This is a genomic window from Streptomyces sp. NBC_00353 (assembly GCF_036108815.1).
Lineage (GTDB): Bacteria > Actinomycetota > Actinomycetes > Streptomycetales > Streptomycetaceae > Streptomyces.
Genome location: NZ_CP107985.1, coordinates 3,242,321 through 3,263,251, shown reverse-complemented (window position 1 = coordinate 3,263,251; position 20,931 = coordinate 3,242,321). Strand labels below are relative to the sequence as shown.

Here is a 20,931-nt window from a genome sequence, read left to right as displayed (position 1 = left end):
ACAACAGAAATGCGGTGACGGCATGGCATGGATCGTGGCGCTGATCGCCGTCGTCGCTGCCGTGACGGCGGTGGTCCGCTCCCAGAACGCGGCTCGTGACGCCAATGTGGCGTGGGCTCGCGTCGAGCTGGCCGAACGCCAGACGAAGGCGGCCGATGCCCGTACCGCCGCCCTCACCGAGGAGATCCGGCAGCTGGCCCAGAAGCGAATTCCAGCCGCCGCGCTCGCCCTCTCCCACCCCAGCGCGCCGGTGCCCGGCCTGCGCGAGGCGGCCGAGGTCGACGGCGGCTCCGCACGGCTGCTGACCGAGGCGGTTCAGGCAGCCCGGGCCGCGGTCATCGAGGAGCGGCAACGCGTCGACGCGGCCGCCCGCGCGGCGATGCGCGGCACCTCCGCCAAGATCCAGTCCCTGCTCAACCAGTCCCAGCAACTGCTGCACGAACTCCAGCACGAGTACGACGACCCGCGGATCCTGCAGCTGGACTTCCGTAACGAACTGGCGCTGCGCCGCACCCAGGCCACCGCGGTGCTGTGCGACGCCTGGCCGGGCCTGGCACGGCAGAGCTCGCCGCTCGTCGAGATCGTGCTCGGCGCCCAGTCCCGTGTCGCCGGCTACGAACGCATCAAGGTGGCCAACCATCTGCGCGACGAGTGGCTCGCGGTCGTCGCCCGCGCCGCCGAACCTCTCGCGATCGCCCTCGCCGAACTGCTGGCCAACGCCACCGCCTACTCGCACCCCGACACCGACGTACAGGTGACGGTCCAGCAGAGCGGCGGCCGCGGTGCCTTCCTGGTGGTCGACGACGCGGGCATCGGTATGGACGACGACGCGCTCGAACGCGCCCGCGCCCTGCTGGCGGGCCCCTCCGAAGTGCTCCTGACCGAGCTGGGCGATCCGCCGCAGACCGGCTTCGCCGTCGTCGGCCGGCTGGTCGTCCAGTACGGCCTCAGCTGTCATATCGAGCCATCGCCGTTCGGCGGGATGCGTACGATCCTGCGGGTCCCCGCCCACCTCCTGACGGTGCTGGAGGACGAGCGCAACCTCTCCGCCCTCGCCCCGAAGGCGGTGCACGCGCATACCACCACCGCTGCCGCCGAGCCGGAGCCCGCCGCCGAGCCGGAACCCGTCGCCGAGGAGCGCAACGGACTGCCCACCCGGCGCCGCCGCGCACCCCGCCCGGCACCCGTACGGTCCTCGCCCGCTGCCGTGACCCCGGCGGCCCCACCGCCGCCCCGTACCCCCGAACAGGCCGAGGCGTCGTGGGCGGCACTCCAGCAGGGCACCCTCAGCGGCCGCAGCGCCCCCGCCGCCCCACCGGAAGCGGAACACCACGACAACAAAGACGGCCAGGACGACCGGAACTGCCGGAACGACCGGAACGACCAAGGAGACGACGAGACGTGAGCACCCCTACCCCCACCACCGGTGACCTCGCATGGGTGCTGACCCCGCTGCTGGAACTGCCCGGAGTGCAGCACGCCGTGGTCGCCACCGGCGACGGCCTCGTCGAAGGGGCCTCACCCGGCCTGGACCGTGCCTCCGGCGAGCGGGTCGCCGCCATGACCGCCACCCTGCACGCCGCGGCCCGGGCCTTCACCACGGCGTTCACCGACGTCGAGGCGCCACAGCTGGCCCAGACGGTCGTCGAGTCCGACCAGGGCTTCGCCATCGTCGTCCCGGCCGGGAAGAACACCACGCTCGCACTGTTCGCGGAACCCGGGGCCAAGCTCGGCGACATCGCGTACCAGATGCAGGTGCAGGTCACCGCGCTGACCCGGGCGATGAACGCACCCGCCCGCCGGCCGGACACCCCCGCCCGGCCATGACCCCGGGTCCAGGACGCCGTCTGATCCCCGCCTACCTGGTCACCGGTGGCCGGACCCGGCCCACCGGCCCCGCACTCGACCGGCTTGCCGTGCTCGTACGCACCGACTCGGCCCTGCCCGACGACACGGGCTCGGAACAGCGCAGGCTGTGCGAGCTGCTCGAACCGGGCGCCCTCAGCGTCGTCGAATGCGCGGCCCACCTGGACCTTCCGGTCAGCGCCACCGTCTTCCTGGCCACGGACCTCGCGGCCGCCGGACATCTGCACACCCGACCGCCGATCCCCAGCGCCGGGGAGACCGACCGGTCGCTCGTCGAGAGGCTGCTCGTTGGACTCCGCTCCCTCCACTGACCGGACCGGCATCGGCTATCTGCCGCATGCCGAACAGACCCTGATGAAGCTCGTCGTCACGGGTCCCTTCGGCGTGGGCAAGACGACCCTGATCCGTACGCTGTCGGAGATACCCACGCTCCACACCGAAGAGGCGATGACCCAGTCCAGCACCCGTCTCGACGACACCGCGGGACTGCCGGACAAGACCACCACCACGGTCGCCGTCGACTTCGGCCGGCTCACCGTCCCCGACGACCTGGTGCTCTACATGTTCGGCACCCCAGGCCAGGAACGGTTCTTCCCGCTCTGGGAGGACATCGCGCGCGGCGCCCTCGGCGCCCTCGTGCTGGTCGACACCCGCCGGCTCGGTGACTCCTTCGCCGTCATGGACATGGTCGAGGAGCAGGGACTGCCGTACGCCGTCGCCGTCAACCGCTTCCCGGACGCCCCCGCCCACTCCGACGAGGTGCTGCGCAAACACCTCGATCTCCACCCCGACACCCCCCTGCTGCAGTGCGACGCCCGCGAACGCCGCGGCAGCATCGACGCCCTGATCGCCCTCGCCGAGCATGTGCTGACCCGCCTGCCCCAGCCTCAGGACCCGTCATGACACCTCCCGCCGCCTCCGTGCGCTCCGTACAGCCGCCGCAGCCGCTCGCGCTGTACGGCCCGGACTTCGCCGCCGATCCGCACGGCCACTACCGGCGGCTGCGCGCGCACGGCCCGCTCGCCCCGGTCCGGATCGCCGCCGGCATCGACGCCCTGCTGGTCACCGACTACCAGGCGGCCGTCGATCTGCTGCGCGACACCCACACCTTCACCAAGGACCCCCGGGCCTGGCAGGCCACCGTCCCCGCCGACTCACCGGTCCTGCCGATGCTCGGCTACCGGCCGACCGCACTCTTCAGCGACGGCGACGTGCACGCCCGCTACCGCGAGGCCATCAACGACGGCCTCGCCATGATCGAGCCCCACATCCTGCGGGCCGAGGTGGCCCGCGTGGCCCGCAGGCTCATCCGGGAGTTCGCCGCCTCCGGCAGTGGTGACCTCGTCGCCCAGTACGCGCGACGGCTCCCGTTGCACATCTTCACCACGTGGTTCGGCGTACCTCCCGAGGACCGCGAACGGATCGTCGAGGGCATCGGCGGCATGTTCAACTCCGCCGACGACGCCGCCGCCGCGTACGCCGATCTAGTCACCGTCGTCACGCGCCTCGTCGCCGACCGGCGCGCCCGGCCCCGCCGCGATCTCACCTCGTACTTCCTCGGCCACCCGGCCGGTCTCGACAACGACGAGACTGTGCGTCAGATCACGCTGATGATGAGCGCGGGCCACGACCCGACGACCAATCTGATCGGCAACGCGCTGCTGCACATGCTCACCGACGCGCGCTACGCGGGCTCACTGCAACGCGGCGCGATGACGGCCCACGAGGCCATCAACGAGGTCCTCTGGCAGGACCCGCCGCTGGCCAATCTGGCCGCCCACTACCCGCGCCACGACACCGAGTTCCACGGCGTCCGGCTGCGTGCCGGACAGTTGCTCCTGGTCTCCTACGCAGCGGCCAACACCCAGTCCGAGCCCGCCACTTCGGACCCCGGCGTGCGCTCCGGCGGCAGCGCGCATCTGGCCTGGTCGGCGGGTCCGCACCGGTGTCCGGCGAAGCAGCCGGCGCTGCTCATTGCGATGACCGCGATCGAGCAGCTGACCAGCCAGCTGTGCGATGCGGAATTGGCCGTTTCGGCGAGCGAACTGATGTGGCGGCCCGGTCCGTTCCACCGCGCGCTGGTGCATCTGCCGGTCCGTTTCACCCCGCTCGAGATGAACCCGGACACGGAGCCCGCGGGCCCGTCGGAGGTGTCGATCAGCCACTGACCCGTGTCGCTGGTACGCCGAACGGGTGAGGGGCGAGAGAATTGCCCGATGAACAGCGAGCGCAGCCGGCGCAACGCCGACCGATGCACAGACGGGGTGGTCCGGTGAGCAGGTACGACAGGTACGACGTCACGGACGAGCAGTGGGAGGGGCTGGCCCAGGTCGTCCCGCTGCGCAGCCGCAACGAGTGGCCGTCCCGGGTCGACCACCGTACGGTCCCCGACAGCCACGAGACCGCCGAACAACGCCGCATGGTCGTGCTGCGGGTGCAGGTCTTCGCGGACGCGCGTGAGGTGGCCGAGTACCTGGTCGCGCAGATCCCCGTGCTGCTCGATCTGACCGGCGCCGAGACCGATGTGGCCAAGCGGATCCTGGACTTCGCCAGCGGTGTGGTCTTCGGACTGGGCAGCGGAATGCACCGGGTCGACCGGAACGTCTTTCTGCTGTCGCCGGTCGGCATGGAGGTCGAGGGGGTTGCGACGGCGGGCGTACCTCGATCGTAGGAAGGTCCGCCCGGCGGAACGGTTCGCCGGTCGATGGCGTGAGTAGGGTCCGCTCATGACTGCACTCTGCCCGGGGGCCACCCCGCTGCCACCCGCTGTCCCCGATGCCCGTTCCGGGTTACCGTCCGCCGCCCGGGGTGCCCGTTCCGCCGGCCCGGTCGTGACCGAACTGCGGCTCTCCGCCTTCGCCTCGCACCGGGGCACCGTCCTCCCGATCGGGCCGCTCACGCTCTTCGCCGGGGCCGCCGGCAGCGGCAAGTCCAGCGCACTGCGGGCGTACGAGGCACTGGCCCGGCTGGGCGCCGGCGACCCGCTCGCCGAGGTGTTCCCGGACCCGGAGGCGTACGTACCCGAACGGGCCGGGGCCGACGCACAGGGCCGCCGCGGCTTCCGGATCGGCTGCACGACGGACGGCCCGGCCGGTCCGGTCCGGCTCGACCTCGCCGTCCAGGCCGAACCCACCCTCCGGATCGTCGGCGAACGGCTGACCGGCGGCGGCGAGACCCTGCTCACCACCGCCCTGCGCGATCCCGGGCGTTCGACGGTCCAGGCTGCCTGGCACACGGCAGGCGCGGTTCCGGTGACCCGAGCTCCACTGCCGGACGACGTGCTCGGCACCGCGCTGCTCCCGCTGCGGGTCGCGGGAACGACCGAGGGGCAGGTGCGGGTCCTGGCCGCCGCCGAACAGACGGTGGTGGCCCTCCGGTCGGTCTTCGCATGCGAACCGCAGCCGCACCGGATGCGGGCGCCGGTGCCGAGCGGCGAGGACCGGCTGCGTCGCGGCTGCGACAACCTCGCGGCGGTGCTGGAACGGACGCACACCCAGTGCGGTCAGCGGCATGCCCGCCTCGTCGCGGCGGCCGGTGCCGGATGCGCGGGGACGGTGACGGGGCTGGGCGTCGAGCGGCTCGCGGACGGGACGGTGCGCGCCCTGGTCGAGCGCGACGGCGGGCACCGCACCCCCGTCGGGCGGCTCGGCGACGGCGAGTTGAGGTACCTCGCGCTGGCCCTGGTGCTGCTCACCGGCCCCGGGGTGCTGGCCATGGAGGCGGCGGGGGAGGTGCCGTCGGCCATGCAGACCCTCACCGTGCTGGCCGACGGGCTCGACCGGGACCTGGACGGACGTCAGCTGCGCCGGCTGCTGGCCCTGGCGGCGTCGATCGGCGCGGCCGGGCACCTCAGGCTGGTGGGCACGGTCGCGGAGGCGGTCGCCTCCGAGGCCCGCGGGACGGCCGGTGTGACGGTGGTAGACCTGGAACCGTGACAGAACTTGATGTATTGAACCGCCCCTCCGGCGGGGTGCAGCAGCGCTTGGCAACATGCCTGTGAGCTGCGCGGTTGTGGGCGTCATTGGTCGTTGGCGGTCATCATTGGCCCCCCTCGGACGGCCCACAGACGGCCCGGAAGGCATGGGGCTTGGGAAGCCGGCGGGATCTGGGAGTAGTTGGCGCTGACCTACGGTGGACCCTGACAAGCGTAGAAATGGCTCCCGGCTCATTGTCCGAGACCGCTCTGACGGCGCCGGAAGGCTGGAACTATCTCCGAGGTTCCCGGCACCTCGTCCGCCGCGCCACTAGTTCCCGTGCTGCGGTACACCCGGCGGCACGTAGCCGACACGGGCCGGATCGTGGAGGTCGCCCACCCGATCGTGCGGCGTGGGGATACGACGATTGTGGACTTCGCCATCGAGCTGGATGAGTGAGTCCAAGCGCAACTGTCCTCTGTTCACCAGGCGTTGCCCGTAGCTTGGGCGCACCAGTCACGCCTGTATGACCTGGAGGTCTGTATGGCTGATCAGCCCGTCATGGCACACTTCACCGACGACGTTGTCCTTCCCGACGGCAGGAGGATCCGCGTCAGCGCGTATCCCGACGGCAGCATCCGGTTCCGCGTGGATGGCCTGCCGTACGTCTTGACCGAGGCGTACCTCACCGGCAACCCCGAGAAGAACCAGGCGATCTTGAAGATCTCGCCGGGTAAGCAGGGCAGCAACGCGGCGTACAACTACGTCGAAGAGCTGGGGAAGAGGAACAGCTAGACGCACGAAAGCGCCCCTCCCGAAACGAGCCAGGAAGGGGCGCAGTGTTGTTCGTGAGCGTCAGCCCTTGGGGACCTGTCCTCTTCGCCTTCACCTGCTCGATCGACGTGCCAGAGGAACTCCTCGGCTTCGCTCATCAACCGCTCGCCCTCTCCGTCCACCAGCGGGATGCTGCGTGGTATCCCGGCTGCCTGCATCCCGTGCGCCTTCAACGTGCACCGGCACACCAAGCAAGCGAACCATTCCGGGATGGACTGTGCAGGCTCCCCCCGCTTGATGAGAACCGGGGCCCAGTCGTGATGATGGCCAGGTTTCCACAGGCAGAACAGGACCACGGCACGAAGACCTTGTTGGAGGAAACCTGAAACCCGTCCAACTGCGGTTGCGTCGCGATGTAGCTCACACTGCATCGCGTACGGCAGCCGACAAGGCCCACGGCCCCAGGGGGGGGGCATGCCGCTGAAGCCCCGCGTACTGCCCTGCCCTGCTGTTTGTCGAGGACGTTCCGATTGCCCATCGATCTCCATCGCATACCGTGTAGAAACCCTGGGCTCAGGCTGGGGGCAGTTCCTTGAAGGTGTGCGTGCGGTGCCACTGGTAGTACGGCTCGCGCTGGGGAGTCCACCAGGTGACGGTGCGTCCTGTTAGCCGTTCCTGGATGTGTGTGTCGATCTCTGGGATGACTGCGGCGAGAGGGCTGACCTGGATGCCGCCTCCTTCCGCGACGGTGACGTATCCGTGCTCGTAGAGGGCATCACAGCCGAGGGTGCAGGCGAGCATGGCGATGTTGGTCAGGTCGCGCTTCTCGTCATCTGTGCACATAGCCCTCTTCTTGATGTGCGCCCCTATCAGGAACGTGCCGGGAAGCTCTCGGCCGCACAGGGCACACTCTCCGGTCAGGCCGGGGAGGAGGCGGCGCTTGAGAGCTGCCTGCTCTCCGCGCTGGGCACGGGTGGCCTTGCGCTCAAGCTCGCCGTCGTAGGCCGCGACGGCCTCTTCGTCCTGCTGGACGTCGTTCTGCTGGACGGCGGACGGCGCGGGGTCGAGGGTGAGGTAGGTCTGGAGGATATCGCTCTCCTCCTCGCTCAAGACGGTGATGCCCATGATGTTGCGGTTCGGGTTCCAGCCGAGCAGGCTGCGGATCTCGGCGACGGGGATGCCGAAGCCGCGGGTACCGGACAGGGCGTACATGTACTCCCAGGTCTGGCCCTCACCGTTCGTCTGCCACAGCTCTTCGGCCAGGTCGCTGCTACGCCACATCAGGGCGATGGTGCCGCCGAAGTAGAGCTTCTTGTCGCCGGTGAAGAACACCCAGTCGCCGGGGCTCATCTTCTTTACCTGGGCGACGTTGACGTCCTTCTTCCCGGGGACGACACCCCACATCTGCGCCTGCCCCGAGGGGAACAGCTGCTTGAGCTGCTCGACGACTCTGGGCTCCAGGAGGTGGGCATTGGCGTCGATATCGACAGGGCTGGCGATGGTGTCTTCGTAGTGCTTGTTGACGACCTTCTCGGACCGGCGTGCCGGCTGCATGACGATGCGCATCGTTGGTTCAATCCCCCAGTTGCGTGTACTTGTCCGCCCGGCCGCGTGCCCGATCGGCGGGATACTTCCGGCCGTTGACCTCAATCTTCTCAAGCAGCGCCTGTTCTAGGTCGATCCCGAGGACGTCAGCCATCCTCAGCAGGTAGGCGAAGACGTCAGCGATCTCCTCCCGCACTTGGGGCGCCCTCTGCGGATCACTCATCACCGTGGCTGACTCCTCCGGCGTCAGCCACTGAAAGACCTCGAGCAGTTCACCGGTCTCACCGGCAAGGGCCATGGCCAGGTTCTTGGGGATATGGAACTGTTCCCACTCCCGCTCGGCGGCGAAGTCCGCCAGAGCCTGCTGCAGCGATCGGATCGTCATGATCAAGGAGTACCAGACCCCAACGACAGGTGATGGAAGCCTCCCTGGGCGCCTCTTGCCGAACGAAGCGAAGAATCAGGCAGGTTGTTAGAAGGCGCTTTGGTGCAGGCGATCCTGTACTCCCATGACCTGCGGGAATACGTTACTACCGAGGCTAGTTGGATGCGCTTCGACACGTATTCGACAGGGCCGAAGTTTGGCCTAACAGCTAGTTCCCGAAGCACTGCCTGCCTTGGCAAACATCATTCGTCGTCGCTGCGTTCCAGAACCAAGCCGACGGACCCGTCCTTGAGGCCGTTGTTGTCCTCCAGGTGCAGGTGGCTCCCGTCCGGAACACCGTCCTCGGCACCCAGGTCACAACTGTCGAGGGCGATGCACTCCTCGAAAACCAACTTGCGCAGTTGATTCTTTCTCTGAGCGAAGAGATCGTCCTCGATTATATCTCGGAGCTCACCCCACGCCTTTTCGAACAGCTCTGGCGAGATCACCGCGATGTCCAAGTCCGAGCCTTCGTGGAACTTCCTGTAGTTCTTACTCGGGTTCATGGAATAGCCCAGACGAGCACTTCCGACCAATTGGACAGCCATCGGGTCCACACCTAGCTCGGTTGCAACCAGATGCCGCCACTTAGACCGACCGGCAGTAGGTGGCGGAGCACGGTTGCGATGAGGGGTGGCAGCAGAACGGGCACAGGCCCGCGTGATCATGGAGTTCTCTACGCTCTGTGACCGCGAAGGACGACTGTGCCCGCGCTGCCATCATGCCTGCTTGAACCCGCCTGGGACCAGTTCAGGGCCCTGCTGCCCGATCGGGCCGAGTTTGACCCCGACCATCCGCTCGGCTGCCATCGACGGCGTATACCGGACCGCGTCGTCTTCGACCACGTCGTCCAAGCGCTGATCCACGGCTCCGGATACGAGCGCATCTCCTCGCCCGGATGCTCCGACCGCACGATCCGACGCCGCGTCAAGCTGTGGGCTCAGATGGGGATCTCGCAAGCGCTGCACCGGATCGCCCTGGAGGCGTACGACCGCATGATCGGCCTCGACCTCGATGAAATCTCGGTCGACGGCTGCATCACCAAGGCGCCGTGCGGCGGAGAGAAAGCGGGGCGCTCGCCCGTCGACCGGGGCAAGCAGGGACTGAAGCGCTCGGTCGCCTCCGAAGCGTGCGGGGTTCCACTCGGGATCGTGTCCGCCGGGGCGAACCGGCACGACTCGCCGCTGCTCGGCCCCACCCTGGCAGCGGCCAAAGAGCAGGCCGGTGCGATGCCGGAGGCCGTCAACGTTAACCTCGACCGCGGGTACGACAGCACCAAGTCACGTGTGTTGATCGGCGAGTTGGGATTCTCGGCCGAGATCGCCCGCAAGGGCGTGCCCGCCCCGATCCAGGCCGGCAAGCGCTGGGTGGTGGAGCGCACGCACTCGTGGATGAACGACTACGGCAAGCTGCGGCGCTGCACCGAGAGGAGCGGCGATGTCGTGGACTTCTACCTCTACCTCGCCGCCGCACTCGTCACGCTCCGCATGCTCATTCGACGCTCGACGAGCCGCTACCGCTGGGACGGCCGCCCCACCACCCGACGCCTCAAGTGATCCATTTGCCGGTGGGTCTTAATGTAGTTGAGCTCTTGAGGCCACACCGCGGGTGTTCCGTCGAACAGTCGGGCAGTCACGAAGAAATCCACTTCCTGTCCCAGAGAACTGAATTCCTTCCAGAATTCTGGTAGGCCTGAAACATCGTCCATCGTGCCCCCTCAGTGAGCGTCGAGCTGAGCATGTACGTGCTACAGCCGTTACACCTACGCCACACCAACTTGAAAGTGATGAATTCGGAACCACTACTTCGGCCGCGCGGTCGCCGTGCGATCTCCCAGGAAACCGTGGGAGGATCCTAGCGCGTTTCATCACACCGCAGGTCTGATCGCGGCCCGACTACCCACCTCCGCCAGCCACTTCATCTCACCGTTCACCCCGGCTCCCATCCCGTCCGCTTTCGGCCCACACACCGTGGAGCGGGCGTGGTTCAGGGCGTCGAGCTTGAGCGCGCCACTGTACGAACGACTGTGAGGATTGGTCATGGCACCGCTTGGCGGCCTGACCCACCGAACGATTGACGCTTCGGGCTGTCCTTTCAAGGAATCGTCGACGGTCTGGGGTGGTGCCGCTATGCACGCGGCCGGTCGAGCGCCTGTGACCTCATAGCGCCTCTGTGTGTCAAGCGGCTTGAGCGAGGTGGTTCCGTTGGTCGCGTTCATGATCCGGTAGACCACGTTGGACAGGCGTCGTTTGAGGGCTCTGCGAGCCTCTGCGGGCGTCTTTCCTTCCGTGATTTTGCGCAGGTAGTAGGCCTGCCCGCGTCCGCCGTCGCGGATCTGGCAGATGGCGATGGTGTGGAGCACCGAGTTCAGCGCGCGGTTGCCGCCGGTGTTGAGCCGGTGGCGGACGTTGTTGCCGCTGGAGGCGTCCAGGGGTGCGCTGCCGGTGTACCTGGCGAAGTGGTGCTCGGTGGGGAATCGTGTGGCGTCTCCGACATGGCCGATCACCTTGGCGGCCAGCACGGTGCCCAGGCCCGGCAGGGTGGTCAGCGTGGTGTGAGTCGCGGCGACAGCCTCACGCATCTCAGCCTCGTTGTCCTTGACCTGCCGGTCCAGGCGTCGAAGATCGGCCAGCAGATCACGGGCTATGTCCCGACGGCAGGAGTCGATGGCTGTAATCGGCCGGATGCCCTTCATCACGGTGGCAGCTTTGTCGGCAGACAACCCGGTGGGTGCACCGCCAGGCACCAGATCGCGCAGCACAGCGTGCAGCCGGTTGAGGACCCGGGTGCGTTCGTGCACCAGGTCGTCGCGCCGCTCGGTCAGCAGCCGCAGGATAGTGGTCTGGTCTTCCTGTGCCACCGGCCGCAAGTCTGCCCTGAACAAGGCGACCTGAGCGACATGAAGGGCGTCCGCGGCGTCGGTCTTGCGGTCGCCACCAGTGGCCAGGAGCCGAGCTCGAGCCGACAACGTGGAGGGCACGTCGACCACGTTCTCGCCCGCGGCGGCGAGCTGCTGGGCAAGCGAACGCCCCAGTCCGCCGGCACCTTCGACGGCAAACCGGCGCTCAGGCCACTGCTCGCACCAGCGCATCAACTGACGAAAAGTCCCAGCGTTGACGACGAAACGGCGCTGGGCCACTTGGTGGCCCGCAGCGTCGACGGCAACAGCGGTGTGGGACGACTTGTGGGGATCGACACCGATCAGAATCACAGGATGCTGGCCTCGCACTCGATGAGACAGGGACGGGAGTGCGGCGGGCACCCTGACTTGAAGTCACTGCGTCACCTTCATGCCTCTGTCGAGCCACACCGCGCGGGTGCCGGACGGCGGCGGCACGCTATCAGTGAGCCAGCCCGAAGGCGGCAAGGAGCACTGCGGGCCCGTGCCGACCGACACCCTGGACGCTACGGCTGCAGACCGAGCGTCTGGACTCGATTGAACAAGTCAGGAGCCCGGCCAAAGGTCCCATCACAGTCTTGTCCTCCCGCCCGACCGGCCCGTGTGATCCCTCGCGCATCGCACGGAAGGACAGCAGTACCCAGCATGGAAGATCAGATCGCGGTGGTCGGCGGCGTGGACACCCACACCGACTTCCACCAGGCAGCCGTGATTGACACCATTGGCCGGCACCTGGCGACCGCTCCGTTCCCCACCACCCCGACGGCTATCGCCGCCTCCTGGAGTGGATGCGTTTGCACGGTGACGTGCTCGCCGTCGGGGTTGAGGGGACCGGTGCCTACGGTTCCGAACTCGCCCGGTTCCTTCGGGTGCTTGCTGGTCAAGAGCTTGAGGCGGGGCATCGGAGGGGGCGCCGTCCACGTATGGGCCGCACAAAGAGGTGGCTTTCGCTGGGGATCAGGCTCGTCGGCGTCTTGCGGCATCAGCATCCACGCGACGGCCCCCGGCTCCAACAGGTGATTCGCCTTCGGCCGAAGCCCTTCGACTCTCGCCGAGACTGGCCTGGTCAGCTCCCGTCGTAGGCAACCTGCACTCGTATGGTGCCCTTGGCAGTGTGCAGGAAGGCGTCGCCCTGTCCGGCCAGTGCCTCGGCTCCGGTCTCGTCCAGGATGATGCGGCTGTCGGTCGCGGTCTTGACTCGCAGGGCGAGTTGGGCGGGGAAGTTGGAGCGGATGGTCGTCGAGATAACGTCCGCGCTCGGGCGCTGCGTGGCGGCGATGACGTGGATGCCCGCAGCGCGGGCCTTCTGGGTGAGGCGCTTGAGCAGCGCTTCGATTTTCTTCTTTTCCTCTGGATCGCTGGTGAGGTCTGCGTACTCGTCCAGGATGATGACGATCCAGGGCTTTCGGAGTGCTTGGTCGACCTTGGCGTTGTATTCGACGAGCTTGCGTGTGCGGATTGCTTTCATGTCCTTGTAGCGCACGGCCATCTCTTCGACGGTTTCCTCAAGAATCTCGATGGCGTCGGCGGCGTCCATGCCGATCACGCCGTCAAGGTGAGGGTCGTCCTCGAAGTCGACGAGTTCGGTGCCCTTAGGGTCGACGAGGCGGAGTCGCAGGGTGCTCTTGTCGTACCGGACCAGGCCTTTGAGGATCGTGTCCAGGGCGACTGACTTTCCTGATCCGGTAGTACCTGCTACCAGCAAGTGTGGTGAGTCCGCGGAGGACAGGTCGATGGCGACCGGGTTGCCTTCGATGTCGGCGCCCAGCGGGGTAATGAGGCTCTCGGGGTCGGCCGGGCACCGCTGCCACAGCGCCTTGGCGTCGACTCCGTACTTTTCGTCGTCGATCTTGGGGATCTCGAAGAGCACGGAGCCGCGGTCGCTGCGGGTGCGAATACTGAACCCGGAGGGCAGTGCCAGGGCCAGGAAGATCTCGTCGCGCCGGTTGGTCAGCTTGTCCACGGTGACCCCAGGGTCGGGGATGAATCGGAAGATGTAGAAGCCGGGTCCTTCCTGCCACTTGCCGTTCTCCGGAGCGGTGACCCCGACCTTGTGGCGACCGAAGACATCGACGACCTTGTTGTATCGAAGCCTCAACTCCTCCTCGCCGAGCCCACCGCGGTGAGTATTCAGAGTGACAGGATCGGCCTCTGCTGCGGTGTCGCGGGCAACTACCTGCCTCGGTACGGTCGTCAGAGCAGTCGCTACGGCAAGCTCGACAGGTGCTGCCGGTTCTTTCGGAGTGGAGAGTTCGGCGGAAGTGCCTGTTGAGGTGGGTTTGACGACAGTGCCGGGGACCTTCACGCTCCCACCTAGGTTCCCGGAGTCAACAAGGTGGTCGGCATCTGTGGGGTCCTGGTTGGCGCGCAGAGCGCCGATGAGGTTCAGCAGCTCGTGTTTGTTCAGCCTCACCAGGGTGTGCTTGCCGAGGTTGTTGACCGCAGGGGCCGGCTGGTCGTCCTCGGCTGAGATGGCCACGGCAACGCCGGAGACTTGACCGAGTTGAACATCCGCGGAGCGCAGGGCGTCTAGGACCTTCGCTTCGACCTGACGATGGTGGTCCTTGCCGATCGTGGTGCGCGCTGGAAGTTCTGCGGCCCGTAGGGCGTTTCCGCTGGTCTGAGCGATCGCTGCGGCCAGCTCGTCCAGCCAGAAGGGACGGTCGTGGCGAGCCTCGCCGCCCGAGCGGAAGGCGTCCTTGCACAGGTCGGTGGTGCGGTTGAGCTGCTCTTCCGCCGAGCCGACGTCGAAGGCCTGGCGGAACTTGGACTCGGCGACCAGGACATCCAGGCGAACGATGCCGTCGTTCTGGACCGTCAGTATGAATCGGCCCAGATCGGCACGGGTTTTGTGTCCGCGACCGAACCACCGGTGGTGCTCGTCGAAGCTGATCCAGGTGATCAGGCTCGTGCCCTGCTGAGGGATGGGAAACTGCTGGTCGATGACAAACCGCGTGGCCACAAGGCCGACGACTTCGTTGACCGTGGTGCCGATGCCGAGGGAGCGCAGCACGGCGCCAGGAGCCACGTTGCGGCCGACCTCGTAGATTCGCCGGGCGGTGCCTTCGGAGTCCTGCGGGGTGACGACGCCGATTTGCTCCAGGCGGCGTCGTAGTCGCTGGACGACGAACTGCTTGCCGGTCTGTGAGCTGACAATGAGGGTGTACGACTCGTTCTTGCCGACACTCGGCTTGACGAGGATGACGTCTGGGCGGTTGCGCAGGGCATCGATCTGCTCACGGCCGATGAAGCTGTCAAGGGTGACGACCCAGTGAGCCACGCTGTGCAGTTCGGCGAACAGATCCTGGTGCTGGTGGAATTGCACCTGCATCTCGAAGTAGTCGATGCCGTCGACACTCTCCCGGGAGACCGGGGAACTGCGGTCGTAGCGCACGCACAGGGTGGACCAGGACTCGAGAGTCTCGTCGGCGGTTTCGGGCAACAGCGCTCTCACGACGTTCTCGCTGGTCTGAGCCAGGTTGTGTGATGCCGGGTGCTTCCAGGGGTTGAAGGAGCCCGACAGGGATTCCTTCTTGGTGCTCTCCTTGATACTGGTCTGGGTGCCGAACAGTGCCGGAGCCAGGGCGAGGTCAATGGTGCCTTCTAGCCCGGACAGGTCTGTTGTCTGGTCGGGCTCCCATGCCTGCAGGATGAGTTGAACGTCGGGCAGGAAGCTGTCCTCGGACATCTCCGCGCCAGAGAACTGCAGGTCGAAACCCTGGATGATCTCGTGATGGGTGGCTTGGGGAGCCAGGACCACCAGATCGACTTTCAGACGGGGATTCTTGGCCCGTACCTGCTTGGCCACGCGCACGGGCAGGACAGGGTCGCCGTTGCGGTCCAAAAGCAGTACGCGTAGGCCGTCAAGCTTGTGGGGGTAAGTCGTCAGGTAGTCGGTGATGACGCGGACCATCTCGTCGATCGCGGCCTCGTCGACGCTGGAGAGCCATTCCTTGGACTCGTTGCCGCCGCGGCGGACCGGTGCGTACTCCTCGTGGCCGGCCGATTCCCGCATCGGGATGGCGATCGTGCCGCGCGGCCCGACGAGGACCGCCGGTGTTCCGTGTGGGGAGATGCGGTCGATAGCGTCGAAGAAGAGGTCCTCGTTCTCTTGGTTGAGGCTCAGGCCTCCCTCTTTGTTGAGGGCAATCTCAATGCTGTTGGAGGTCTCTGTGTAGTTCCTTGCCAGCCATCGCAGTTTCAACGGGTGGGTGGCCAGCATCATCATGCGGTGATCGGCTAGCTCGACGACGTCGGACAGCACGACCGCCTCAAGGTCTGCATCCGGAGCGTTGTCGGGAACCAGGGTGGCGCGGGCTTCGCGGAGGATGTCTTCCCACTCGCGTACGTATTCGCCGAGGTTCGTGGCGTCGAGCCCTTCGGAGAATCGCTCGAAGTGCTTCCGCTTGAGGCGGTCCAGCCGGCCGGCAAAATGAGTTTCAGAGGCAGGCAGCGGTTTGTCGGTCTGCCACTGCCGGGGGTCGTTGAACTTCTCGAGGAAGGTGTCGAAGGTCAGGTTGCTGGCGTGGACAGGGGGGGTTTGCCAGCTGTCGATGAGGGCTGCCAGCGCTATCTGTCCGGGGATGCCCATGGGGTCCCAGCGAAAGCGTCGCTGGGTGGCTCCGTCCATTTCGACAAGGAAGCGCAGCGGGGCCCACTCGATATTTAGTTCGAACGGATCTTGGGTTTCTTGGTTCTCCGGCAGGGACGGCTTGGTCACGTCCAGCAGGCAGCCTTTGACCTCCAGAGTCAGGCGGAGGCTGGTCGATTCCTGAATTTCACGCAGGGTACGTGCGTACAAGAAGGCGAACAACCAGCGGCTCCACCGCCCGGCTTCCTGGTTTCCTTCAAGTTGGACGACGACGGAGCCTTCTTCTTCGTCGGAGAAGTAGGTCAGTTCGCGCAGCAGGGCACGCAGTGGGTCCTGGACGAACTGAGAGTCTGGGAAGGCGAGCTTCTCAACTTTGCGGCGTGAACGATTGGACAGCAGGTCGGCCAGCGGTTCAGCGCCACCGGCGGGTGCCTCGTCAAGGAAGCGCTGGGCGGATTCCTGGTCTCCGCGGTCAAGCGCTTCTTCGATCATCATCGCGTCGAAGTCGTCGACCCGGTCCGCGGCGGTCCGCAAGATCTCCTGCTTGACCTGCTGGCCAAGGCCAATCTTCTTGGACTTCTGCTCGAAGACCTCAAGCCAAAGGGTCAGGTCCTGCCCACTGCGCAGCTGACGACGATCCTGCAGGGCAGGCCCACGGTGGTTGAGGTTGAGCACGAGGTCGCGCATGCGCGTTTTGACAGTCCCGGAGTCCGCACCGACGTGTTCCAGGGATTCCTCGCTGAACTCAGCCGCGGCGATGCGGTCTATCAGGTCGTCCGCGGCGATTTCCTTGCCGGTGGGCTGCTTGAAGGCGCTGACGCATACGTTTTTCTTGATCCGGGCGGGCAGTGCGGCAGGCTTGGCAAAGAGGCTCCGGTCCGGGAAGAGGCCAAGAGCGGGCAGGGCTGCAGAAATCTCGGTACAGACGACGTCAGGTGTGTGGACTCGAGTTGCGACGACCTTCTGCGCCGTCTCGACGAGGAAGGCGGCCCACCGGTGCAAGGACAGGGGATCTTCATCGGTGATGGCACGCCAGATCTCCGGCAGAGAGCTGGCCATCATGGCCGGAACAGTGCCGCTGCCACCTGCCTCCCGCCATACATCCGCCATGAACCTGTCGAATCCACGCTCGCTGGAGGTGTCGTGGTGGTCGCCCAAGATTGGGGCGTCGTCAAGAGCGTTCATGGCCGCCAGGCCCTCTGCGTCCGGAGACTCCCCCCACTCGAACAGCAGCACCGCGGTGCCCTGCCCGGAATTTCGCCACTTGGTCAGCTGGTCTCCCCGATTCAGCAGGAAATCATCGGGTACGCCGGCGATCTGATCCGACGTGCCTACCTTGACTACAACCTGAAGTTCCGGCGACTGGGACAGCCTCTGGGCCATGCGACGGAGGGCCTCGGTCACGGTCGGCTTATCGAACCCGCTGATACGCAGACCGACACGGGCCCCCCTGGTCTCAATGACCTTGCGCAGTGCTTCATCGGCGATGAACCGGCCGAGCGCTCGGATGCTGCTGTCGGTCAACGGGGCTCTCCTCGTACCATGCTCGTTGCGTCTGAATACTGAGTGAGCAGACCGATAGCGGCCAGCCTCTCCCGGAAGGCCCTGCCGTTGTGTTTAAAGACCGATGAGTCGACCTCGTGGGCCAACGGGCTCACAGCCGCGACCGTTCTCTCCGTCACTAGACCGTAGTTTCTGTACAGCAGCGCACAGAACTGGTCGAACTCCATCTCCGTGCCCTGCGGGATGGTGGCAGACACCAGGGCCTCAAGCATCGGCGGCTTCATGGTGAAATGTCGGCGCCCGGTCGTCGCGTTCAGGGCTCCCACAGCGGCGAGGGTTTCACTGAAGAACGCTCGAGGCGACGCGAACGCGTTGCCGGTCTCCTTGGTGAATCGCTCGTAGCGGCCCTTCTTAGCCTCGTCGCCTTCGGCTTCGTTGATCATTTCCCGGGCCTGGACGTTGATCGCGTTGGCGATGTCGTTGCGGAAGCTGGTGAGATTCTTCTGCGACCCGCTGCGCAGCGGGCTTGCCTCGTTGCCGAAGTCGAGGAGGATTGACTCGCCATCGGTAAGGCCCAGCTTCCTGCGTGCGAGGCGAAGCTGGTGGCGGGCCAAGCAATAGGGGACCCAGTGCATGAGGCTCTCGGTGCGCTTGGCCCTGGGCGTCGTAGTCCGGGCGACGATGTTACGAGCCCCAATCCTCAGCAGGCCAGGCCACGGGCTGAGGTCCTCGTACAGGTCAATGTCTCTTTCTGAATCGTCTTCGTAGGGCTCTTCGTCGTAGTCGAAGTCGTGGGTGCTGAGTGCCTTGGCGAGGTTGCCAAGCGGGGTGCCGCTGTCCCGGACGAGGTCATCAAGGCCCTGTCGGGTCGCTGCCTTGCGGTCAGAATCAGAGTCGCTACGCAGGACCTTGTAGGCCCAGCCCCCAGGGCCGCGGAACAGATAGCGCTCGATGGTCGGAGCCTTGGCCTTGGCCGTGAGCTTCCTGGCCTGCTCCTTCTTCTTGGGGGTGGCGCCGCGTTGGACGATTGGTCGGTCGACTGCGTCGTAGTGGATGAGTTCACCGACGAACGGATAGATGTGCGCCCCGAACCAGCTGGGCTGACTGCGGCGCCCCGGGATTTCGACCAACAGGGACGAGAACAGGGCGCGGAGCGTCTCCAAGGTCTCGGGAGAGTCCAGCTCGACCGCTTTGCCGAGTTCTTCGTCGCCTTCAGCGATGGGGGCGTTGGTTGCGATCCTCCGAGCCAGGTCGTGTGAGGTCCTTTTGTAGGCGACCCGGTCTCCGGGGTCCAGGAGTCCTGCGTGCTTCTCTGGGTCTTCCTGATGTGCCAGGTAGACGCCGCGGGCGATCGCGAGCATCTCCAGCGGGACGTAGAAGCCTCGGCCCTGCTGTTCCAGATTCACCCCGAAGAGACGGCGGACGACTTCTGACTTGGAACGATCAGCCATTACGCCCGCACCGACCTGATCTTGTCGCCGACGTCGATCATGAGCTTTCTCATGACGTTGCCCACGAGTACCTGGATCTCGTCGTCCTTGTTCAATGAGTCAGCCAGGTCTGCCAGAGACCCGCTCAGTCCGCGGATCTCTGCTTCGTGCTGGACCTCGCTACGCAGCCCTGCGGCCCACCGTGTCAGCAACTCAAAGCGTAGAAGATCCACTTCGACCGAAACTGCGCCCTGGCCGGGGTCGACGGCAGGGATCCGGATGAAGATGGAGCGGTTGAGCCACTCGACAGCCTTCCGCATCTCCGGGATGTCGCCCGGTCGGCCTTCCTTCTGCCACTGGGTGAACTGGTCGACTACCTCGACGTTCTTGCTGGACACCCGTCGGGAGATCACGGCCGCGCGGGCGCGTTGGGCAAAGAAGGCCGGGTCGAGGACGAGGAAGTCAGGGTTGCTCCCAGCTCGGTGGATACCCTGGACGGCTTCCAAACCCTTGAGGAAACGGTCGCGCACCGTGGTGTCCGCCAGGTCCCCCCTCTCGTTCTGGACAGTGACGAAGTCGTCGCCGGCCTGCAAGCCCATGCGGGCAAACCGGTCTTTGCTGTCGATGCTGTTGAAGAAGTCAGCACGTCGCAGGAACGTGTACAGGCCTCGCAGCTGTTCGGCCTGCTTCTGCGCGTCCCGGGTCGTACGGGCCTTCTGTAGGTAGCTTTTGGGATCCCCGGGAGGAAACCGGCCGACTGTGTCCGGATCGAGACGGTCGTCAACCTGGCGACGAGAGACCTTGCCCGGGTCCAGCTTGCGCAGCGTGAGGAATGCAGCAACACGATGACGCTGTTGCTGGGTCAACTGGTCACCGAAGAGCGCCTGATGGTAGAGGTGGGGAGCTTGCCACAACATGTTTGAGTGTGACCGCTGATACTTGGCGTGGACGTTCTCACAGGACAGCCCACCAGTGATCATGTAGCTGGTCACCGACAACGCCTGACGAGTCGTGACAACGGCTCCGGCGCGCTCGGCGGCAGCGAACAGCTCTCGGATCGCGGCCCGGCGCTGAGGCCCGTGAGTGGCATCGTTCAACTCGTTGCGGTTGGCCAGAATCGGGCAGACCTCACGCGCATCACACGTCTCACAGGGCTTCCACCGCGACCATTGCGGCGTCGTCCACTGCCTCAGAACCCAAGGGACGAACCCACCAGTGCGACTGTCGGCCGCTACGGACTGGTAGTTGAGGTTGATGACAGTGACTGAGCCATCGGGGTCGCTGACCTGCCCACGAGCAATGCCATCCGTGAGGGTCTTCACCAAAACCTTGGCGCGCCCGGTGCCGCCGCTGTCGAGATTGTCGTCCTCGGCAACGCACTTACGCAGCTGGCCCTCGTTTGCACAGATGATCGCAACCCCATTGTCCGGGGGGTCAAGCAGCTCCACGAGCTTGTCGGCGCCCGCCTGCAGGCTTAGCTCACTGAGGTCCCTGAGGATGTACAGCGGGCGCCCGCTACGGGTCAGGGCTACGGGGCGGCCAGCGTCTCCGTCCTTGAGCAACTCGTTGAAAACTGTCTTCCGGACATCTGATGGGATCGTGTCGCCACCCATCCTCAGCTCGGCCAGAAGGTTGGCGCACAGGCTCGTCTTGCCATGCCCGGCGTCCCCGGTGAGGACGATGGTCTTCGTGGTTGGTTGCTCAATGGCGCTCACCAGGTAGTCCAGCGTCACGACGGGGTACGGTGACTGCGTCCGGTCCGCCTGGTCTGCCTGCTCGTAGATCATCTCCGAGGCGTCGACATCGAACGGCTGGTAGCGACGTATTCGTTGGACGTGTTTGTTGACCTCTAGCGGCATGCTGCTGTCCTTCGTCGACCGAGCCGGGAGCGCTGCGAAAGTCTAGCTCTCAACACCTCTGACGGTAGGTCAAATTCCACGTCAGAGTGCTGAAGTGCGCCTGGTGCACCAGCGCGTGACTGTGTC

General features: G+C 66.1%; 16 protein-coding genes. 9 read left to right on the top strand and 7 right to left on the bottom strand.

The annotated features are described in order from the left end of the window. The first annotated feature begins 22 nt into the window (after positions 1 to 22). The 8 genes from OHA88_RS14865 to OHA88_RS14830 all read left to right on the top strand — a co-directional run bounded on the left by OHA88_RS14865 (position 23) and on the right by OHA88_RS14830 (position 6,575). Positions 23 to 1,405 (top strand): ATP-binding protein, encoded by a 1,383-nt coding sequence (locus OHA88_RS14865; protein ID WP_328625891.1) that lies wholly within the window; start codon positions 23 to 25, stop codon positions 1,403 to 1,405. Beyond that, entirely contained in the window at positions 1,402 to 1,827 is a 426-nt protein-coding gene (locus OHA88_RS14860; RefSeq protein ID WP_326606182.1) for a roadblock/LC7 domain-containing protein, read from the top strand. The genes OHA88_RS14865 and OHA88_RS14860 overlap by 4 nt, the downstream gene beginning before the upstream one ends. After that, positions 1,824 to 2,177 (top strand): DUF742 domain-containing protein, encoded by a 354-nt coding sequence (locus tag OHA88_RS14855; protein WP_030979254.1) that lies wholly within the window; start codon positions 1,824 to 1,826, stop codon positions 2,175 to 2,177. The genes OHA88_RS14860 and OHA88_RS14855 overlap by 4 nt, the downstream gene beginning before the upstream one ends. Next, positions 2,155 to 2,769, top strand: a complete 615-nt coding sequence (locus OHA88_RS14850) for a GTP-binding protein (RefSeq protein WP_328625890.1) — start codon at positions 2,155 to 2,157, stop codon at positions 2,767 to 2,769. Before OHA88_RS14855 ends, OHA88_RS14850 begins: the two co-directional genes overlap by 23 nt. After that, the gene (locus OHA88_RS14845; RefSeq protein WP_328625889.1) at positions 2,766 to 4,034 is read left to right on the top strand and encodes a cytochrome P450; all 1,269 of its coding nucleotides are present in this window, start codon (positions 2,766 to 2,768) and stop codon (positions 4,032 to 4,034) included. Before OHA88_RS14850 ends, OHA88_RS14845 begins: the two co-directional genes overlap by 4 nt. 104 nt (positions 4,035 to 4,138) lie before the next feature. Then, positions 4,139 to 4,537, top strand: a complete 399-nt coding sequence (locus OHA88_RS14840; protein WP_328625888.1) for a cell division protein SepF — start codon at positions 4,139 to 4,141, stop codon at positions 4,535 to 4,537. A 55-nt stretch (positions 4,538 to 4,592) separates the two neighbouring features. After that, complete coding sequence (locus OHA88_RS14835) at positions 4,593 to 5,801, top strand: ATP-binding protein (RefSeq protein ID WP_328625887.1); 1,209 nt, start codon at positions 4,593 to 4,595, stop codon at positions 5,799 to 5,801. A 522-nt stretch (positions 5,802 to 6,323) separates the two neighbouring features. Then, positions 6,324 to 6,575, top strand: a complete 252-nt coding sequence (locus OHA88_RS14830; protein WP_328625886.1) for a hypothetical protein — start codon at positions 6,324 to 6,326, stop codon at positions 6,573 to 6,575. Between the two features lie 552 nt (positions 6,576 to 7,127). Here OHA88_RS14830 and OHA88_RS14825 read toward each other — a convergent pair. The 3 genes from OHA88_RS14825 to OHA88_RS14815 form a co-directional block, all read right to left on the bottom strand. Further along, positions 7,128 to 8,120, bottom strand: coding sequence for a hypothetical protein (locus OHA88_RS14825; RefSeq protein WP_328625885.1), 993 nt, complete (start codon positions 8,118 to 8,120; stop codon positions 7,128 to 7,130). A gap of 7 nt (positions 8,121 to 8,127) precedes the next feature. Further along, positions 8,128 to 8,484, bottom strand: coding sequence for a nucleotide pyrophosphohydrolase (locus OHA88_RS14820; RefSeq protein ID WP_328629694.1), 357 nt, complete (start codon positions 8,482 to 8,484; stop codon positions 8,128 to 8,130). Between the two features lie 242 nt (positions 8,485 to 8,726). Next, entirely contained in the window at positions 8,727 to 9,071 is a 345-nt protein-coding gene (locus tag OHA88_RS14815; protein WP_328625884.1) for an Imm32 family immunity protein, read from the bottom strand. A 156-nt stretch (positions 9,072 to 9,227) separates the two neighbouring features. On the opposite strand from OHA88_RS14815, the gene OHA88_RS14810 reads away from it, so the two are divergent. Then, positions 9,228 to 10,079, top strand: coding sequence for an IS5 family transposase (locus OHA88_RS14810; protein WP_328625883.1), 852 nt, complete (start codon positions 9,228 to 9,230; stop codon positions 10,077 to 10,079). Positions 10,080 to 10,390: 311 nt separating this feature from the next. Here OHA88_RS14810 and OHA88_RS14805 read toward each other — a convergent pair whose 3' ends face one another. The 4 genes from OHA88_RS14805 to OHA88_RS14790 form a co-directional block, all read right to left on the bottom strand. After that, positions 10,391 to 11,734 carry an IS110 family transposase gene (locus OHA88_RS14805; protein ID WP_328625882.1) on the bottom strand — a complete coding sequence of 448 codons (1,344 nt, stop codon included), beginning with the start codon at positions 11,732 to 11,734 and terminating at the stop codon, positions 10,391 to 10,393. A gap of 754 nt (positions 11,735 to 12,488) precedes the next feature. Further along, complete coding sequence (locus tag OHA88_RS14800) at positions 12,489 to 17,537, bottom strand: FtsK/SpoIIIE domain-containing protein (protein ID WP_328625881.1); 5,049 nt, start codon at positions 17,535 to 17,537, stop codon at positions 12,489 to 12,491. After that, positions 17,534 to 18,967, bottom strand: a complete 1,434-nt coding sequence (locus OHA88_RS14795) for a hypothetical protein (RefSeq protein WP_328625880.1) — start codon at positions 18,965 to 18,967, stop codon at positions 17,534 to 17,536. Before OHA88_RS14795 ends, OHA88_RS14800 begins: the two co-directional genes overlap by 4 nt. Next, positions 18,967 to 20,805, bottom strand: coding sequence for a hypothetical protein (locus OHA88_RS14790; protein WP_328625879.1), 1,839 nt, complete (start codon positions 20,803 to 20,805; stop codon positions 18,967 to 18,969). Before OHA88_RS14790 ends, OHA88_RS14795 begins: the two co-directional genes overlap by 1 nt. Between the last annotated feature and the right edge of the window lie 126 nt (positions 20,806 to 20,931).

Coding starts and splice junctions, on each gene's coding strand:
- OHA88_RS14865 (WP_328625891.1), top strand. CDS start 23: ATGGCATGGATCGTGGCGCTGATCGCCGTCGTCGCTGCCGTGACGGCG.
- OHA88_RS14855 (WP_030979254.1), top strand. CDS start 1,824: ATGACCCCGGGTCCAGGACGCCGTCTGATCCCCGCCTACCTGGTCACC.
- OHA88_RS14845 (WP_328625889.1), top strand. CDS start 2,766: ATGACACCTCCCGCCGCCTCCGTGCGCTCCGTACAGCCGCCGCAGCCG.
- OHA88_RS14835 (WP_328625887.1), top strand. CDS start 4,593: ATGACTGCACTCTGCCCGGGGGCCACCCCGCTGCCACCCGCTGTCCCC.
- OHA88_RS14830 (WP_328625886.1), top strand. CDS start 6,324: ATGGCTGATCAGCCCGTCATGGCACACTTCACCGACGACGTTGTCCTT.
- OHA88_RS14825 (WP_328625885.1), bottom strand. CDS start 8,120: ATGCGCATCGTCATGCAGCCGGCACGCCGGTCCGAGAAGGTCGTCAAC.
- OHA88_RS14820 (WP_328629694.1), bottom strand. CDS start 8,484: ATGACGATCCGATCGCTGCAGCAGGCTCTGGCGGACTTCGCCGCCGAG.
- OHA88_RS14815 (WP_328625884.1), bottom strand. CDS start 9,071: ATGGCTGTCCAATTGGTCGGAAGTGCTCGTCTGGGCTATTCCATGAAC.
- OHA88_RS14795 (WP_328625880.1), bottom strand. CDS start 18,967: ATGGCTGATCGTTCCAAGTCAGAAGTCGTCCGCCGTCTCTTCGGGGTG.
- OHA88_RS14790 (WP_328625879.1), bottom strand. CDS start 20,805: ATGCCGCTAGAGGTCAACAAACACGTCCAACGAATACGTCGCTACCAG.